This window comes from Variovorax sp. YR266, assembly GCF_900107295.1.
GTDB lineage: Bacteria > Pseudomonadota > Gammaproteobacteria > Burkholderiales > Burkholderiaceae_C > Variovorax.
Map to the genome: position 1 here is coordinate 1,151,308 of NZ_FNPM01000001.1, position 17,000 is coordinate 1,168,307.

Below are 17,000 nucleotides of genomic sequence, written 5' to 3' on the forward strand. Positions count from 1 at the left end.
GACATCGATGGCGAACGACGACTTCCACTTCTACGAGCCCGCCAAGGGCCACGGCCTGCCGCACGACCCGTTCAACGCGATGGTCGGGCCGCGCCCCATCGGCTGGATTTCGTCGCAGGACGCGAACGGCGTGCTCAACCTCGCGCCCTACAGCTTCTTCAACGCCTTCAACTACACGCCGCCCATCGTCGGCTTCGCCAGCATCGGCGCCAAGGACAGCCTGCACAACATCCGCCAGACGCGCGAGTTCGGCTGGAACCTGGCGACCCGGCCGCTGGCCGAGCAGATGAACCGCTCGTGCGCCGCCGTGCCGCCCGAGGTGAACGAGTTCGAGCTCGCCGGGCTCACGACCGCCGCCTCCAAAACCATCGCGGTGCCGCGCGTAGCCGAAAGCCCCGTGTCCTTCGAATGCAGGCTCACGCAGATCCTGCAGCTAGAAGGCGTGGACGGCACGCCCGTGCAAACCTGGCTGATCCTCGGCGAAGTGGTGGGTGTGCACATTGCGCGCCACCTGCTGAAGGACGGCATCTACGACACCGCCGCGGCGCAGCCCATCCTGCGCGGCGGCGGACCGGCGGACTATTTCGAAGTCAGCCCCGACAATCTCTTCAGGATGTTCCGGCCGCGCTGAAGGCGCCAAACCGGACTTCATTTCTTTCCCTTTCATTCCACCGCGACCCTCGCCGCGCCCCCCCGCATGACCGACGCTTCCACCGCCACCCCGAAGACGAACGCGCGCCCGCCCCGGCGTCAGCAACTGGACATGGCCGATCAGCTGAAGCAGCTGCAGGCCGGCCCCGATGCGGATTCGGGCACGAGCACCAGCGCGGAAACTCCCGCGCAGCAGCCTCGCCAGTCCCGCCCACCCCGCCAGAACAACCAGGGCGCAGGCAACCAGCGCCCGCAGCGGCAGCAACAGCAGCCGCGCAAGCAGGGTGCGCAAGGCCAGGCACAGGGCCAGGCAGCGGCTCAACCGCAGCGCGCGCCGCGCAAGGTCAACCCGGTGCTCGAGCGCCTGTTCGATCTGTACCCGCAACTCTTCGGCGCGCGCTTCGTGCCGCTGAAGCTCGGCGTGTACGAGGAACTGCTCGCGCGCCACCCCGAAGACTTCAAGGCCGAAGACCTGAAGATCGCCATGGGCCAGCACGCGCGCTCCACGCGCTACCTGGAGGCCGTGGCCGCCGGCCTGGCGCGCCACGACCTCGACGGCAACGCGCTCGACCCGGTCGCGCCGGAGCACGTGCACCACGCCATCCTCGAGCTGCACCGCCGCCGCCTGCAGCGTGCCAACGGCGAAGACCTGCGCCCGCAGCTGGTCGCGCGCATCGCCAAGGCCATCGAGGCCTCGGGCCTGGATCGCGAAGCCTATGCCGTGCTGGTGCGCTCGCGTGACGAGAACAACAACGCCGTGGTGGACGAGGCCCTGGCCGAACTCGCCCAGCAAGCCGCCAAGCGCGAGGCGCTGCTGCGCGCCTTCGAGGCCAGCGGCCGCAGCGAGCAGGAGTTCGCCGACATGTACGGCATGAAGCACGGCGATGTGACGCGCACGCTGCAACGCGCGCGCGCCGATCGCGAGGCACCTGCGGCGCCGGCCGTCGAAGCACCCGAAGCACCCGCAGCAGACTGAACACGCCACACAAACAAAAAAGCCGCCACAGCAATGTGGCGGCTTTTTTTCATGGCGCCGCGGACTTGCCGCGACCGACTGATCAGCGCTGCGCGTTCTGCAGCGCAGCAATGCGCTCTTCGATCGGCGGGTGCGTGGCAAACAGCTTGCCAATGCTGCCGGTGATGCCCATGGCCTCCACGGCCTTCGGCAGTTCGCCGGCCGGCAGGCCGCCCAGGCGCGCGAGCGCGTTGATCATTGGCTGCTTCTGGCCCATCAGCGCGGCCGCACCGGCGTCGGCGCGGAACTCGCGATGGCGCGAGAACCAGGCCACCACCATCGCGGCGGCGAAGCCGAGCACGATGTCCAGCACGATGGTGCTCACGTAGTAGCCGATGCCGGGGCCCGACGAACGGTCGTCGCCGCGGCGCAGGAAGCTGTCGACCGCATAGCCGATCACGCGCGACAGGAACACGACGAAGGTGTTCATCACGCCCTGGATCAGCGTCATCGTGACCATGTCGCCGTTGGCGATGTGGGCCACTTCGTGGCCGATGACGGCCTCGACCTCTTCGCGCGTCATGCCCTGCAGCAGGCCGGTGGACACCGCCACCAGCGACGAGTTCTTGAACGCGCCGGTCGCAAAGGCATTGGGCTCGCCTTCGAAGATGCCGACCTCGGGCATGCCGATGCCGGCCTTGTCTGCGAACTTGCGCACCGTGCCGACGATCCAGGCCTCGTCGGGCGACTGGGGGTTGTCGATCATGTGCAGGCCGGTGGTCCACTTGGCCATGGGCTTGCTGATGAGCAGCGAGATGATCGCGCCGCCGAAACCCATCACCAGCGCGAAACCGAGCAGCGCGCCCAGGTTGAGCCCGTTGGCCGTGAGGAAGCGATTGACGCCGAGCAGGCTGGCGACCACGCCGAGCACCGCGACGACCATCACATTGGTCAAAACGAACAGAAGGATACGTTTCAAGTTGAATTCTCCGTGGGGAAACCTGCCACCTAGATGAGGACCCCGGGGCCCTCTTCAAGCCGTGCGCGGCATGGAGGCCCTGGGTGTTGTAGTGCGTTCTGGGCGCTCCGGTCGGCGGCAGCCGGTAGAGCCATGATAGGAGCAAAAGTTCTATGCCCCTGGTATTCCCCGGCCCGGCAAGGGCCTGAAAACCTGCGGATCGGCATAGAACGCCGCCGCCTCGTTGCCGCCCCACCAGCCGGGCACGCCGAGCACCGGCAGCGGCACGAAGGGCTTGCGTTCGAGCTGCCGCGCGTCGAGCGCCTGCGCCATGCGCGCGTCATCGAACGCCGCCGGGCCGCTCGGGTCGTGCGTCAGCAGTACGTGTGCGGTGATCGGCTTGCGCGGCGTGACCAGTTTTTCGAGCAGCGCATGGCCGAAGAGCAGCAGGCGCGCCTCGCTCCACAGCCCGCGTTGCGTGACGAACAGCGTGTGCCAGTCGCGCGCGATCAGCGCCTGCCAGAGCGCGGGTGGCGCATCGAGCACTGCGCCGTTCTCGTCGAGCAGCGTGAGCGCATCGCGCAGCGGGCCTCGCACGGCGGCAACGCCGCTTCGCGCGATCTCGGCCGCCTGCAGTTCGTTGAGCCGGCGTTTGGTCTGCGGAAAGGCGAGCCACACGAGTCCGTTGAAGAAATCGTGCAGGTTGTCGCGCGTGGGGACGGTGCGGGTCTGGAAGATGTGGGCCTCGTAGGCCTGGCCTGCGGGCAGCGCGTCCTGATGTACGAAATCGGGCGCCTGCGCGGGCTTGACTGCCTGCAGGGCGGCCGCCACCCCGGCGTGCCGTGCGGCCTGCTCTACCGCGACGCCGCTCGAACGATAAGGCGCCAGCCAGGGCTGCGCCCAATCAACCGCCGGCAGGGTCAAGGCGCGGGCGCGCCCGTCCAGCGGATGCGGTCAGGGTGCTGCATCACGGCGAACTCCGACGTGAGCTTGTCGAAAAGCTTGAGCGAGCTGCCGTGCTTGCCGAGCAGGCCGGCCGTGCGCAGGGCCTTTGCCACGTCGTTGAGCGGCACGTCGTTGCCGCTGCGCAAGGCCGGTGCAGCCTGCAGGATGAATTCGGCCGCTTCGGAGATTTGCGGTTGCTGTTGCTGCTGCGGTGGCGGCGCGGCCTTAACGGCCTTCGCCGTCTTGCGGGCCGGCGTCTTGGCCGCGGCCTTCTTGGCCGCAGGCGTCGCCTTGGCCCGCGCGGTCTTCGCGGGTGCAGACTTGGCCGCAGCCGCCTTCTTCGCCGGCGCGGTGCGCACCGCGGGCTTCGTGCCGGCGTGGTGCGCGAGGTCCATGAAGGCGTCGTACACGCCGACCGTCTCTTCGCCCGTCTTGCCCTGCTGGCCGATGCCGCAGACGCGGCAGCCCTTTTCGCGCAGGCGGATCACGAGCGGCGCGAAGTCGGAGTCGGAAGACACCAGCACCACCACGTCGGGCCGCTCGTTGATGGCGAGGTCGATGGCGTCGACCGACAGCGCGATGTCGGTGCTGTTCTTGCCGGCCGACAGGTTCACCATCGGCCGCACCGACAGCCGCTTGAACATCGCCTGCCGGTTCACCGCCATCTCGGCGTTGCAATACGCGCGGCGCACGTGAATGGCGCCGTATTCATCCATCGTGCGCTGCACGGCCTGTTCGATCACATCGGCCGAGACGTTGTCGGCGTCGATCAGCAACATCACGCGCAGCGTCGGTGTCATGAGAGCTTCCAGTTGATCGTTTCGCCGCCGCGCAAGGGCTTGAGCGTGGCGTCGCCGTAGGGCACGGTCTCCGGCACGGTCCAGCTTTCGCGCTTGAGCGTGATGGTGTCGGTGTGGCGCGGCAGTTCGTAGAAGTCGGGGCCGTGGAAGCTCGCGAAGCCTTCGAGCTTGTCGAGCGCATTCACGCTGTCGAAGGCCTCGGCGTACAGCTCGATGGCCGTGAGCGCGGTGTAGCAGCCGGCACAGCCCAGCGCATGCTCCTTCAGGTGCGCCGGGTGCGGTGCGCTGTCGGTGCCCAGGAAGAAGCGGTCGCTGCCGCTGGTGGCTGCCTCGACCAGCGCCACGCGATGCGTCTCGCGCTTGAGCACAGGCAGGCAGTAGTAGTGCGGGCGAATGCCGCCGGTGAAGATGGCGTTGCGGTTGTACAGCAGGTGGTGCGCCGTGATGGTGGCTGCCGTGAAGCGATCGGCGTCGCGCACGTAGTGGGCGCCTTCCTTCGTGGTCAGGTGCTCGAACACCACCTTCAGCTCGGGAAAGTCGCGGCGCAGCGGAATCATCACGCGGTCGACGAACACGGCTTCGCGGTCGAACAGGTCGATGGCGGGGTCGGTCACCTCGCCATGCACCAGCAGCAAGAGGCCGTGCTTCTGCATGGCTTCGAGCGTCTTGTAGGTCTTGCGGATGTCGGTCACGCCGGCATCGCTGTTGGTGGTGGCGCCGGCCGGGTAGAGCTTGAGCGCGCGCACGCCGGCTTCGGCTGCCAGCGCGATCTCCTCGGGCGGCAGCTTGTCGGTGAGGTAGAGCGACATCACGGGCTCGAAGGCCGTGCCTTCGGGCACGGCGGCGCGGATGCGGTCGCGGTAGGCCACGGCCTGTGCGGCAGTGGTCACGGGCGGGCGAAGGTTGGGCATGATCAGCGCGCGGCCGAACTGGCGAGCGCTGTGGGGAACGACGGCTTCGAGGGCGGCGCCATCGCGCACGTGCAAGTGCCAGTCGTCGGGGCGGGTGATCGTGAGGGTGTCTGTCATGGCGCTGGGATTGTCGCATCGCCCCCCTGGCGCCCTCCCACCGGGCTACGGATGCGAGAACACGCGACAGGCGTTCCGGGGCACCTGCTGGCTCCACTTGACGTGGTTGACCGAACTGCGCGCCCCCTTGCCCGGCGGCCAGGGGTCGAAGATTCGCAGCGTGGTGCCGCGCCCGCCGGGATCGTCGTCGCCGCGAATGCCCACGACAAGCACCATGTGGCCCGGACGGCCGACACCGGCGGCATACCCCCTCGCACCCCACGGCAGATCGAACATCAGCGGCCCGTGCTGCAGCGCGGCACGCAACTGGCCGACCGACCAGGGCGCCGGCGGGCGCACCGCCAGGCCGTGCGCGGACGCAAAGAGCGCATCGGCCGTCATGGCGTCGTCGGCATTCGCGAAGGTGCGCAGGCCGCCGTCGTCGGCGATCAGCTCGGTGGGCGTGCGCGCCACCACCGCCTGCACGTTGGAGCGCGTGATCATGGCCGTGCAGGCGGCCCAGCACTGGCCGGGCGTGGGCTGCGGAATCAGCGCAACAGGGTGCAGGATCGGCGCGTGGCACTCGTTGCCGAACACCAGGTTCTGCGTGCAGGGGCCCGCCTCGCCGTCTTCGGCGAGCCAGTTCGCGGCCTGCAGGCGGCGCACCGCAATCCGGGTGATCGGGCCGTAGTCGCCGTCGAGCACGAGCCCGGGGTTCGGCTGGAGCTTCCGGTTCAATGCCTCCTGCAATCTGCGAACGTCGGCGCCACGTGCACCCTGCGTCAGTGTTGTCATCGGTTCTGTTCCCTTCGCCCCACAGACTGTCGGTGCAAACGGTTGCATTGTCAAAAACGGGCTCCGCCGCGTCCATCGGTCGGACGGCATATCCGGGATGGCGACCCCGCTTGGCCCGGGGCACGCCCGTTGCTTGACGTGCTGCGCCATTCGGCCGAAGGTTCGGCCGGCCCAGGCCTTGCGAGAACAAGAAAACAGGAAACCGCCATGCTGTCCACGGCAATGCTTTACTTTCGCGAGACCGCCAAGGCCGGCTCACTGCGCCGCGCCGCGGAGCAACTGGGCGTGGCGCCGAGCGCCATCAGCCGCCAGATCGCCAAGCTCGAAGGCGAACTGCAGACCGCCCTGCTCGACCGCCGCGCCAACCGCACCACCCTCACGCCGGCCGGCGAGCTGGTGCTCGCACACGCCGACCAGGTGCTGCAGAACAGCGAGGCGCTGCGCGGCGCGTTGCAGGAGCTGATCGGCCAGCCCGTCGGCACAGTGCGCGTCGGCAGCATCGAGGGCATGGTCAGCCACTTCCTTGCGAACAACCTGGCGCGCTTCCAGAAGCGGCATCCGCAGGTGAAGCTGCAGGCCTCGGTGGTGGGCTCGCGCGCGGTGCTCGAAGCGCTGCAGGAAGGCCGCATCGACATCGCGCTGGCCTTCAACCTGCCCGAGCGCCACGCCTTCCGCGAACATGCGCGGCTGGAGCAGCCGCTGTGCGCCATCGTCGCGCCCACGCATGCGCTGGCGCGGCGGCGCAGCGTGTCGTTCCGCGAACTCGAAGGCCACCGCGTGGCGCTGCCCGACCGCTCGTTCCAGATCCGCCACCTGGTCGACCGCATCGCATCGAAGACGCAGGTGTCGCTCGACCTGGTGATCGAGACGAGCACGCTCGACATGGCCAAGGGCGTGGTGCGCAACAGCGATCTCATCACCTTCCTGCCGCGCTATGCGGCGCTGCACGAGGTGTCGAACGGAGACCTGTGCGCCGTGCCGCTGCAGGAGCGCGACTTTGCCGCCACCGCGACCAGCCTGCTCACGATGCCGGGGCAGCGCCAGTCGCCGGCGTCGCGCGCACTGCTCGAAATGCTGGCCACCAGCATGGGGCGCTACGGCTCCAACGCGGTGCCGCGTTCTGATTCCGGCAACACGCGCGTGCAGAAATGAGCCTTCCCGTCGGCCTCGTCGCTCCCTACATTGGGCGCTGACGAGGAAAGACGGCATGACAACCACAAGCACCGAAACCACTGCGTTCCCCGAAGGCGGCTACCGCTACGCGAAGGGCGTGTTCCAGTATTCCGCCGGCGTGGCGGCGCTGCCCGGCTTTGCCATCGAGCGGGTGCGCTTCCAGCAGGCCGTGCCGCTTGCCGACGGCTTCGACGCCATCGCGGCGCACCTGCGCGCCATCGGCCGGCCGCTCACCGCGCTGTGCGCCTGCGAACTGCGCTCGCCCGCGCCGTTCTCCGAGTGCGGCTTTCACGACTTCAACCGCATCTATGCCGGCACGCTCGAGCGCTGGCAGCTGCTGCGCGGCGACCACAACCCGGTGGCGCGCACCAACGTGTGCCCGCGCGTCGGCGCACCGGCCACGCCGGCCTTCCAGGCCTTCTCGTACACCGTGCCGGCTGACGACGATGCCGGGCCGCCGAGCTTCGTGGTCTCGGGCGGCGGCGAAGCGCCCGACGGCCACGCCAGCTACCGCGAGGTGATGGTCCGCCTGGGCGACACCAGCCCCGAGGGCCTGCGCGCCAAGCTCGGCTACGTGATGACTGAAATGGAACGCCGCCTGGCCGTGCTGGGCTTCGGCTGGCGCGATGCCGCGGCCGTGCAGGCCTACACGGTGCATGACATCGGCGCGCTGGTGTTCGACGAAATCGTGCAGCGCGGCGCGCTCACCACCGGCCTGACCTGGCACCTCGCGCGCCCGCCGATCGTGGACATGGAAGTCGAGATGGACCTGCGCTGCGCAAGGCGCGAGATCGCGCTGTCATGGCCCTAGGCCAGGCAGGGACTGACCGCCTGCTGGCACATGTCGTGCTTGAGAGTTTCCTTTCGTCCTTTCCGCCATTCCACCCAACGGAGTTCCATGTGAAGCGTGCTGCCCCTGCCCTGTTCCTGAAGCCCCTGGCCGCCTGCGCGGCACTCGCCATCCTGGCCCTGGCCGCGCCCCATGCGATGGCCCAGGAAAAGACGCTGCGCATCGCCATGACGGCAGCCGACATTCCGCGCACGCTGGGCCAGCCCGACCAGGGCTTCGAGGGCAATCGCTTCACCGGCATTCCGATCTACGACTCGCTCACGCAGTGGGACCTGTCGAAGGCCGACGCACCGAGCGTGCTGATTCCCGGCCTCGCCACCTCGTGGGCAGTGGACGCCAAGGACAAGACCAAGTGGGTCTTCAAGCTGCGCCCCGGCGTCAAGTTCCACGACGGCTCGGCCTTCACCGCCGACGCCGTGGTGTGGAACGTGCAGAAGGTGCTCGACAAGGACGCCCCGCAGTTCGACCCCAGCCAGGTCGGCGTGACGGCCTCGCGCATGCCCACGCTCAAGTCGGCGCGCAAGATCGACGACACGACGGTCGAACTCACCACCAGCGAGCCCGACGCCTTCCTGCCGATCAACCTCACGAACCTGTTCATGGCATCGCCCGCGCACTGGCAGAAGAAGTTCGATGCCGCCGCCGGCGCCACGCCCGCCGACAAGGCCAAGGCCGCCTGGACCGCCTTCGCCGCCGACCCCGCTGGCTCGGGCCCGTTCAAGGTCACGCGCTTCGTGGCGCGCGAGCGGCTGGAGCTGGCCGCCAACAAGACCTACTGGGACGCCAGGCGCGTGCCGAAGATCGACAAGGTCGTGATGCTGCCGATGCCCGAGGCCAACGCGCGCACCGCCGCGCTGCTGGGCGGCCAGGTCGACTGGATCGAGGCGCCCGCGCCCGACGCCATGGCGCAGATCACGCAGCGCGGCTTCAAGATCTATTCGAATGCACAGCCCCATGTGTGGCCCTGGCAGCTCTCGTTCGCCGAAGGCTCGCCCTGGCTCGACAAGCGCGTGCGCCAGGCCGCCAACCTGTGCATCGACCGCGGCGGCATGAAGCAGCTGCTGGGCGGCATGATGGCCGAGCCCAAGGGCACGGTGCCGCCGGGCCACCCGTGGTTCGGCAAGCCCACCTTCGACATCAGGTACGACGTGAAGGCCGCGCAGGCGCTGATGACGCAGGCCGGCTACTCGGCCGCCAAGCCGATCAAGGTGAAGGTGCAGATCTCGGCATCGGGCTCGGGCCAGATGCAGCCGCTGCCGATGAACGAGTTCGCGCAGCAGTCGCTCAAGCAGTGCTACTTCGACGTGCAGTTCGACGTGATCGAATGGAACACGCTGTTCACCAACTGGCGCAAGGGCGCGAAGGACCCGTCGGCCAACGGCGCCAATGCGGTCAACATCAGCTTCGCGGCCATGGACCCGTTCTTCGCGATGGTGCGCTTCGTGAGCACCAAGGCCTTCCCGCCGGTGTCGAACAACTGGGGCTACTACGGCAGCCCCGAGGTCGACAAGCTGGTGGCCGATGCGCGCACCAGCTTCGACGACAAGGCACGCGACGCCGCGCTCGCCAAGCTGCACACGCACATCGTTGACGACGCGCCCTTCGTGTGGATTGCGCACGACGTCGGTCCGCGCGCCATGTCGGCCAAGGTCAAGAATGTGGTGCAGCCCAAGAGCTGGTTCATCGACATCGCCACGATGACGATGGACTGAGCGTTTCTTCCAGCCAGCCACGAGCCAGCCAATGTTCGCCTACCTCCTGCGCCGCGTGATCTACGCCGTGCCGATCATGATCGGCGTGGCCCTCGTGTGCTTCCTGCTCGTGCACATCGCGCCGGGCGATCCGCTGGTGTCGATATTGCCGCCCGATGCGTCCGCCGACCTGCAGGCGCAGCTGCGCGAGCTCTACGGCTTCAACCGTTCGCTGCCCGAGCAGTTCGCGATGTGGCTGTGGCGCGCGATGCACGGCGACCTGGGCGTGTCCATCGCCAGCAACCGCGCGGTGGCCGGCGAGGTGTTCACCGCCGTGGGCAACACGCTGCGGCTCGCGGTGGTGGCAACCTTCATCGGCTTCGTGCTGGGCTGCCTGTTCGGCTTTGTGGCGGGCTACTTCCGCAACTCGTGGGTCGACCGCCTGGCCTCGATGTTCTCGGTGCTGGGTGTGAGCGTGCCGCACTACTGGCTGGGCATGGTGATGGTGATCGTGTTCTCGTCGCAGCTCATGTGGCTGCCGGCCACCGGCGCAGGCCCCAGCGGCTCCGACGACTGGGCCTGGGACTGGGAGCATCTGCAGTTCCTGCTGCTGCCGGCGCTCACGATGTCGGTGATTCCCATGGGCATCATCGCGCGCACCGTGCGCGCACTGGTGGCCGACATCCTCGACCAGGAGTTCATTGTCGGGCTGCGTGCCAAGGGGCTCACGCACCTCGGCGTGTTCCGCCACATGGTGAAGAACGCGGCGCCCACGGCGCTGGCGGTGATGGGCCTGCAACTGGGCTACCTGCTCGGCGGCTCGATCCTCATCGAGACCGTGTTCTCGTGGCCGGGCACCGGCTTCCTGCTGAACTCGGCCATCTTCCAGCGCGACCTGCCGCTGCTGCAGGGAACGATCCTGGTGCTGGCACTGTTCTTCGTGCTGCTGAACCTGCTGGTCGACGTGCTGCAGACCTTGCTCGATCCGCGCATCGCGCGCGCCTGAAGAAGAAAGCCGCCAAGCCATGTCCACCGTGCTTCCCGCCTCTTCATCTTCCGCAATCGCAGTCGAACCCTTGCCGGCCCAGCGCTCGCGCGGCTACTGGGCCTCGGTGTGGCTGCGCTTCCGGCGCGACCCGGTCGCCGTGGGCGCGGCCATCGTCGTGCTGCTGCTGATCGCGCTCGCAGTCTTCGGCCCATGGCTCGCGCCGTCTGACCCATACCAGTCGTCGATGCTCAAGCGCCTGAAGCCCATCGGCACCGAGGGCCTGCCCTTCGGCAGCGACGAGCTGGGCCGCGACATGCTCTCGCGCCTCATCGTCGGCGCGCGGCTGTCGCTGTTCATCGGCATCACGCCGGTGCTGTGCGCCTTCGTGCTGGGCACGATCATCGGCATCGTCGCAGGCTACGCGGGCGGGCTGACCAACACGCTGATCATGCGCACCATCGACGTGTTCTACGCCTTCCCATCGGTGCTGCTGGCCATCGCGCTGTCGGGCACGCTGGGCGCGGGGGTGGTCAATTCGCTGATCTCGCTGACCATCGTGTTCATTCCGCAGATAGCGCGCGTGGCCGAGAGCGTGACCACGCAGGTACGCACCCGCGACTACGTGGAAGCGGCGCGCGCTTCAGGCGCCAGCCCCTTCACCATCGTGCGCGTGCACGTGTTGGGCAATGTGCTCGGCCCGATCTTCGTGTACGCCACCAGCCTGATCGCGGTGTCGATGATCCTGGCTTCGGGCCTGTCGTTCCTCGGTCTCGGCGTGAAGCCGCCGGAGCCCGAGTGGGGGCTGATGCTCAACACGCTGCGCACCGCCATCTATGTGCAGCCATGGGTCGCTGCGCTGCCGGGCGCGATGATCTTCATCACTTCGATCTCTTTCAATATCTTGTCCGACGGGCTTCGGTCCGCCATGGACAACAAGGGGTGAGCATGGAATTCTGTTCTTCGATGCAGTGCGTTTCAGGGCGCGCTCACGCCGACGGGGTACCTTGCTCCGCGAATGTCCCCCGGCCTTCGGCCTCCTCCTTTATTTCGCTGCGCAAGGCACCCCATCGGCGTGATCGTTGTTCGCAGCGGTGGTTGATCGGCCAGCACCACAGCCGCGCCCATGTGCGAATGGCACCGGGTGCTCCCCGCAGCGAAATAAAGGAGGAGCCGAAGGCGGGGGACATTCGCGGAGGGGAGTACCCGGTGTCATTCGCACGCACCCCGAACGCAGTGGACAGGAGCTAACAAAAATGGACGCACCCAAAGACATCGGCGGCCCAGCCCAACCGCTCCTGACAATCAAAGGCCTGGTCAAGCACTTCCCCCTGAAGAAAGACCCACTGGGCCGCGGCGGAGGCGTTGTGCGCGCGGTCGATGGCGTCGACTTCGAAGTTCTCAAGGGCGAAACGCTCGGCGTGGTCGGCGAGTCGGGCTGCGGCAAGTCGACCACCGCCCGCCTGCTGATGCAGCTCATCGAACCCACACGCGGCGAAGTCGTGTTCGACGGCCGCGAAGTCGGCAGCCGCGACCTGCCGCTGAAAGAATTCCGCCGCCAGGTGCAGATGGTGTTCCAGGACAGCTACGCCTCGCTCAACCCGCGCCTCACCATCGAAGACTCGATCGCCTTCGGCCCGCAGGTGCACGGCGTATCGCGACGCGAATCGGTGGAACGGGCGCGCGACCTGCTGGCTCGCGTGGGCCTCTCGCCGCAGCGCTTTGCCGAACGCTACCCGCACGAACTCTCGGGCGGCCAGCGGCAGCGCGTGAACATCGCGCGGGCACTGGCACTGCAGCCGCGCATGGTGATCCTCGACGAAGCCGTCTCCGCGCTCGACAAGTCTGTGGAAGCACAGGTCATCAACCTGCTGCTCGACCTGAAGACCGAGTTCGGGCTGACCTACGTATTCATCAGCCACGACCTCAACGTGGTGCGCTACGTGAGCGACCGCGTCATGGTGATGTACCTGGGCCAGGTGGCAGAGATCGGCCCGGCCGATGCGCTGTACGACGCGCCCGCGCACCCCTACACGCGTGCGCTGCTGTCCTCCATGCCGTCGATGGACCCTGACCACCGCACAGAAGAAGCCGCGCTCGCGGGCGATCCGCCGAACCCCATCAACCCGCCCTCGGGCTGCCGCTTTCATCCGCGCTGCGCGCTGGCCGCGCCGGTGTGCGCCAAGGTCGTGCCCGAACGCATCGTCACCGGTTCGCAGCATGCGGTGAGCTGCCTGATCCACGAAGCCGGCAGCGGGCATCCGATGGCCATCGAAACGCAGAGGCAGGCAGCATGAGCGCCGCGCCGGGCCGCCCCAAGCAAGCTCGCACCGCAGTGCGAAGCACGAAGGTACCCCAATGAGCGACAACAACGAACCGATGGTCCGCCTGCGCGACCTCAGCGTTACCTTCAGCGGTGGACGCAAGCCGGTGCACGCCGTCAGCGGCGTGAGCCTCGAAGTGCAGCGCGGCGAGGTCGTCGCGCTGATCGGCGAATCGGGCTCGGGCAAGAGTGTGACCATGCGCACCCTGCTGCGCCTGCACCCCGAGCGCCGCACCCGCATGGGCGGCACGGTGCAGGTGGCCGGCCGCGACGTGCTCGCGATGTCGCAGCGCGAGCTGGCCGACTTCCGCGGCAAGGTCGCGTCGATGATCTTCCAGGAGCCGCTGCTGGCGCTCGACCCGGTGTATTCGGTGGGTGCGCAGATCGTCGAGTCGATCCGCCGGCACGAATCCGTCACGCAGGCCGAGGCGCAACAACGTGCGCTGGCGCTGTTCGAGCGCGTGCGCATCCCGAGCCCCGAACGGCGCCTGCAGGCCTATCCGCACGAGATGTCGGGCGGCATGCGCCAGCGCGCCATGATCGCGCTGGCACTCGCCTGCAAGCCCCAACTGCTGCTGGCCGACGAGCCCACCACTGCGCTCGACGCCACGGTGCAAATTCAGATCTTGCTGCTGCTGCGCGAGCTGCAGCGCGACCTGGGGCTGTCGGTGATCTTCGTCACGCACGACATCGGCGCCGCCGTCGAGGTGGCCGACCGCATCGCCGTGATGTATGCCGGCCGCATCGTCGAGGAAGGCACTGCGCGCGAGCTGATCCGCTCGCCGCGCCATCCGTACACGATCGCGTTGCTCAAGAGCCGCGCGCACGGTGCGCTGGCGCGCGGCACGCGGCTCGAAACCATCGGCGGCGCGCCGCCCGACCTGTCCGCGCTGCCGCCCGGCTGCGCCTTTGCCGAACGCTGCACGCTCGCAAGCGACGCCTGCCGCGCCGCGCAACCACCGGTGGTCGAGCTCGCGCCGAACCACCGCGTGCGCTGCATCCACACCGATGCGGCGGCGGCCATTGCGCCGGTGCTCGTCGCCTGACTGACAACCTCCACAAACCGTTCACCGCCATGCATCTGCACGACCCCGCCCACGCCTTCGTTCCGTACCCCGATGCGCCGGTGCCGCGCGCTGCGACCGGCCCACTGGCCGACCTGAGCTTTGCCGCCAAAGACCTGTTCGACGTGGCCGGCTACCCCACGGGCGGCGGCAACCCCATCGTGCTGGCGATGTCGGGCATCAAGACCCGCACCGCGCCGACCGTGCAGAAGCTGCTCGATGCCGGCGCCCGCTTTGCCGGCAAGACCGTGACCGACGAACTGGCGTTCTCGATGAACGGCAACAACGCGCATTTCGGCGCGCCGATCAACGGCGGCGCACCCACGCGCATTACCGGCGGCTCGTCTTCTGGCTCGGCCTCGGCCGTGTCGTCGAACCTGTGCGACTTCGCGCTGGGCACCGACACCGGCGGTTCGGTGCGCGCGCCGGCCAACCACTGCGGCCTGTACGGCCTGCGCCCCACCCACGGCCGCGTGAGCCTTGAAGGCGCGCTCGACCTCGCACCCAGCTTCGACACCTGCGGCTGGTTCGCGCGCGACATCGGCACCTTCGCGCGCGTGGCCGATGTGCTGCTGGGCGCCGATGCGGCGGCCTTGCCCGAACGCGTGCGGCTGCTGCGGCCCGACGACGTCTGGGCGCTGGCCGTGCCCGCCGCAATCGAAGCGCTGAAGGGCGCAGCCGACCGCGTGCAGGGCCTGCTCGGTGCCGCCAAGGGCACCACGGTGGCGCTGGAATCCTTCGACACGATGTACTGGAACTTTCGCTACCTGCAGTCGCGCGAGGCCTGGCTCACCGATGGTCCATTGATCGAACGCTACGCGCCGCCGCTCGGTCCGGGCGTGGCCGAACGCTTTGCGTGGTCGCGCGAAGTGACCGATGCGCAGGTTGCAGCGGGCCGCACCTTCCGCACCGCGTTTCGCGAGCACCTGGCCGCGCTGCTTGGCACCGACGGCGTGCTGCTGATGCCAACCATGCCCGACATCGCACCGCTGCGCAGCGACAGCGAAGCCGCGCTGGAGGACTACCGCAACCGCGCGATCCGCATGCTGTGCATCGCGGGCCTGGCGGGCTTTCCGCAGCTATCGATGCCGCTGGCTTCGCGCGACGGTGCGCCGCTGGGCATTTCGCTGCTCGGACCGGCGGGGTCGGACCGATCGCTGGTTGCGCTGGCGCAGCGCCTCGCGGGCTGAGGCCGGCCAAGCCTCAGAACTGCACGCTGCCGCTCCGCCGAAGAAAGCAGACGTCGCAATCGACGCCGCCTCCCGCACGCTCGATCACCACGAAGTCGCCCGCATCCACCGCCAGCAGCGCGTGATGCCAGGTTCCGGGCGCGAGCACCACGCCCTGGCGCCCGTCGGTGACGAAAGCCGCGAGTTGCTGTGCCGAGGTGGGCGCCTCGCCCGCGCGGGCGACCACGATCACGAAGCGCCTGTCGCCCAGCGGCACGAAGGTCTGGCTGCCGAGCGCGTGGCGCTCCATCTCCGATACCTCGTGCGGAAAGCGCCGCGCCTGTGCGCGGAACAGCGCGAGCATCGGCCGTCCGCCTTCGGCGTCGAGTTGCAGGTCGCCGAGCAGGTCGAAGCGCTGTGCATTGCCTCCGTTGATGGGCCGGCCCTCGCCGGTGGGTGCCTCGATCACGGTGCCATACGGGGCAAAGGCATGGGAAGTCAGCGGCTGCGCGACGAGCAACGCTGCGCTGGCGGGAGAAAAATCGTTCATGCCGCAATTGCAGCAGAAAGCATGCCTTCCGCCACGCGAGGGATACTGTTCGCCATGAGCACGACAGAGCCCCAGTTGATCGCCCCGGCGCTTGCCGATGGCGGCCTCGCCGCCATGTTCGCGGCACCGGGCGGCGCCCAGGCCTTTGCCGTACGCTGGCAAGGCGGCGTGCACGGCTATCTCAACCAGTGCCCCCATGCAGGCGGCCCGCTTGATTTCGAAGGCCAGGTGCTGGAAAGTTCAGGCCGCTTCCTGATGTGCGCGCGGCACGGCGCCATCTTCGAGCCCGACACTGGCAAGTGCGTCGGCGGCCCCTGCCGCGGCGCACGGCTCACGCCGCTGGCGGTGCATGAAAAAGCGGACGGCAGCGTGTGGCTCGGCCAGGCCGAATGAAGACGAAGACAACCCTCCAGGAGAAAAAAGATATGCGCAGCAACAACAGGCTTCACCCCCTCACCCTGTCGGTCACGGCCCTCGCCTTCGCCGGCCTCATGGCGGGCTGCACCGGCATGTCGCCCGGCAGCGGCAAGGCCTTCACGGGCATGAAGGTCACGTCGAGCGCCTTCGGCGACAACGGCGTCATTCCGGCCGACTACGCCGGCGCGGGCGACTGCGGCGGCAAGAACGTGTCGCTGCCCGTGGCCTGGAGCAACCTGCCGGCCAAGACCAAGTCGGTCGCCGTGCTGGTGTTCGACCCCGATGGCGCGGCCGGCCTCGGTGTGTCGCACTGGGTGGCCTACAACATCGCGGCCGAGCGTGGCGAGCTCAAGGCGGGCGAAGGCCAGGCGGGCTCGAACTTCAACTTCACCATGGGCCCGAACGTGGCCGGTGCGCCCGCTTATCGCGGCATGTGCCCGCCGGTGGGCGACCGGCCGCACCACTACGTGATGACCGTGGTTGCCACCGACTTCGCGCCGGGCAGCCTGCCGGCAGGCCTTGCGCGCGACGCCCTGCTGGCCGCGCTCAAGGGCCATGCACTGGGCGGGCAGAGCGTGGTGGGCCTCTACAGCCGCTGAATGCAGCGGGTGCGCGAGTAATAATTAAGGCTTCAGTTCGCCGGCATTCGTCAGCCATGGCTGCAGCC

The 17,000-nt window shown here is 68.4% G+C and carries 18 protein-coding genes; 12 read left to right on the plus strand and 6 right to left on the minus strand.

The features are described from left to right. Nucleotides 1-7: 7 nt before the first annotated feature. The gene (locus BLW48_RS05355) at nucleotides 8-631 is read left to right on the plus strand and encodes a flavin reductase family protein (protein WP_093173150.1); all 624 of its coding nucleotides are present in this window, start codon (nucleotides 8-10) and stop codon (nucleotides 629-631) included. A 66-nt stretch (nucleotides 632-697) separates the two neighbouring features. Then, nucleotides 698-1,627, plus strand: a complete 930-nt coding sequence (locus BLW48_RS05360; protein ID WP_093173152.1) for a ProQ/FinO family protein — start codon at nucleotides 698-700, stop codon at nucleotides 1,625-1,627. Nucleotides 1,628-1,709: 82 nt separating this feature from the next. Here BLW48_RS05360 and htpX read toward each other — a convergent pair whose 3' ends face one another. The 5 genes from htpX to BLW48_RS05385 all read right to left on the minus strand — a co-directional run bounded on the left by htpX (nucleotide 1,710) and on the right by BLW48_RS05385 (nucleotide 6,111). Next, complete coding sequence (htpX, locus tag BLW48_RS05365; RefSeq protein ID WP_093056349.1) at nucleotides 1,710-2,585, minus strand: protease HtpX; 876 nt, start codon at nucleotides 2,583-2,585, stop codon at nucleotides 1,710-1,712. Nucleotides 2,586-2,735: 150 nt separating this feature from the next. Beyond that, on the minus strand, nucleotides 2,736-3,488 hold the full coding sequence (locus BLW48_RS05370) for a DUF3025 domain-containing protein (protein ID WP_093173154.1): 753 nt from the start codon (nucleotides 3,486-3,488) through the stop codon (nucleotides 2,736-2,738). Then, nucleotides 3,485-4,309 carry an NYN domain-containing protein gene (locus tag BLW48_RS05375; RefSeq protein WP_093173156.1) on the minus strand — a complete coding sequence of 275 codons (825 nt, stop codon included), beginning with the start codon at nucleotides 4,307-4,309 and terminating at the stop codon, nucleotides 3,485-3,487. Before BLW48_RS05375 ends, BLW48_RS05370 begins: the two co-directional genes overlap by 4 nt. Then, entirely contained in the window at nucleotides 4,306-5,337 is a 1,032-nt protein-coding gene (pyrC, locus tag BLW48_RS05380) for a dihydroorotase (RefSeq protein WP_093078536.1), read from the minus strand. The genes BLW48_RS05375 and pyrC overlap by 4 nt, the downstream gene beginning before the upstream one ends. A 45-nt stretch (nucleotides 5,338-5,382) precedes the next feature. Further along, nucleotides 5,383-6,111 carry a peptidoglycan-binding protein gene (locus tag BLW48_RS05385; protein WP_177142272.1) on the minus strand — a complete coding sequence of 243 codons (729 nt, stop codon included), beginning with the start codon at nucleotides 6,109-6,111 and terminating at the stop codon, nucleotides 5,383-5,385. A gap of 207 nt (nucleotides 6,112-6,318) precedes the next feature. Here BLW48_RS05385 and BLW48_RS05390 point away from each other — a divergent pair, with 207 nt between their 5' ends. The 8 genes from BLW48_RS05390 (at nucleotide 6,319) to BLW48_RS05425 (ending at nucleotide 15,387) form a co-directional block, all read left to right on the plus strand. Next, a complete protein-coding gene (locus BLW48_RS05390; RefSeq protein WP_093056354.1) occupies nucleotides 6,319-7,263 on the plus strand; it encodes a LysR family transcriptional regulator in 945 nt (314 codons plus the stop codon). A gap of 55 nt (nucleotides 7,264-7,318) precedes the next feature. Beyond that, entirely contained in the window at nucleotides 7,319-8,095 is a 777-nt protein-coding gene (locus BLW48_RS05395; RefSeq protein ID WP_093173160.1) for a 2-amino-5-chloromuconate deaminase CnbZ, read from the plus strand. An 89-nt stretch (nucleotides 8,096-8,184) separates the two neighbouring features. Beyond that, complete coding sequence (locus tag BLW48_RS05400; RefSeq protein ID WP_093173162.1) at nucleotides 8,185-9,846, plus strand: ABC transporter substrate-binding protein; 1,662 nt, start codon at nucleotides 8,185-8,187, stop codon at nucleotides 9,844-9,846. 31 nt (nucleotides 9,847-9,877) lie between these two features. Next, nucleotides 9,878-10,831, plus strand: a complete 954-nt coding sequence (locus BLW48_RS05405; RefSeq protein ID WP_093078530.1) for an ABC transporter permease — start codon at nucleotides 9,878-9,880, stop codon at nucleotides 10,829-10,831. A 19-nt stretch (nucleotides 10,832-10,850) separates the two neighbouring features. Further along, nucleotides 10,851-11,756: an ABC transporter permease gene (locus BLW48_RS05410; protein WP_093056358.1), complete on the plus strand. Its 906-nt coding sequence runs from the start codon at nucleotides 10,851-10,853 to the stop codon at nucleotides 11,754-11,756. A gap of 310 nt (nucleotides 11,757-12,066) precedes the next feature. Then, a complete protein-coding gene (locus BLW48_RS05415; protein WP_093056359.1) occupies nucleotides 12,067-13,107 on the plus strand; it encodes an ABC transporter ATP-binding protein in 1,041 nt (346 codons plus the stop codon). 61 nt (nucleotides 13,108-13,168) lie between these two features. Beyond that, nucleotides 13,169-14,179 (plus strand): ABC transporter ATP-binding protein, encoded by a 1,011-nt coding sequence (locus tag BLW48_RS05420; RefSeq protein ID WP_256330700.1) that lies wholly within the window; start codon nucleotides 13,169-13,171, stop codon nucleotides 14,177-14,179. A gap of 29 nt (nucleotides 14,180-14,208) precedes the next feature. Next, nucleotides 14,209-15,387 (plus strand): amidase, encoded by a 1,179-nt coding sequence (locus tag BLW48_RS05425; RefSeq protein ID WP_093173164.1) that lies wholly within the window; start codon nucleotides 14,209-14,211, stop codon nucleotides 15,385-15,387. Nucleotides 15,388-15,400: 13 nt separating this feature from the next. Here the strand turns inward: BLW48_RS05425 and BLW48_RS05430 are convergent, their stop codons facing one another. Then, nucleotides 15,401-15,916 (minus strand): ureidoglycolate lyase, encoded by a 516-nt coding sequence (locus tag BLW48_RS05430; protein WP_093173166.1) that lies wholly within the window; start codon nucleotides 15,914-15,916, stop codon nucleotides 15,401-15,403. 54 nt (nucleotides 15,917-15,970) lie between these two features. On the opposite strand from BLW48_RS05430, the gene BLW48_RS05435 reads away from it, so the two are divergent. Together BLW48_RS05435 and BLW48_RS05440 are read left to right on the plus strand one after the other, a co-directional pair. Further along, nucleotides 15,971-16,309 carry a Rieske (2Fe-2S) protein gene (locus BLW48_RS05435; protein WP_093173168.1) on the plus strand — a complete coding sequence of 113 codons (339 nt, stop codon included), beginning with the start codon at nucleotides 15,971-15,973 and terminating at the stop codon, nucleotides 16,307-16,309. A 32-nt stretch (nucleotides 16,310-16,341) separates the two neighbouring features. Continuing rightward, nucleotides 16,342-16,932, plus strand: coding sequence for a YbhB/YbcL family Raf kinase inhibitor-like protein (locus tag BLW48_RS05440; RefSeq protein WP_093056363.1), 591 nt, complete (start codon nucleotides 16,342-16,344; stop codon nucleotides 16,930-16,932). The last annotated feature ends 68 nt before the right edge of the window (nucleotides 16,933-17,000 follow it).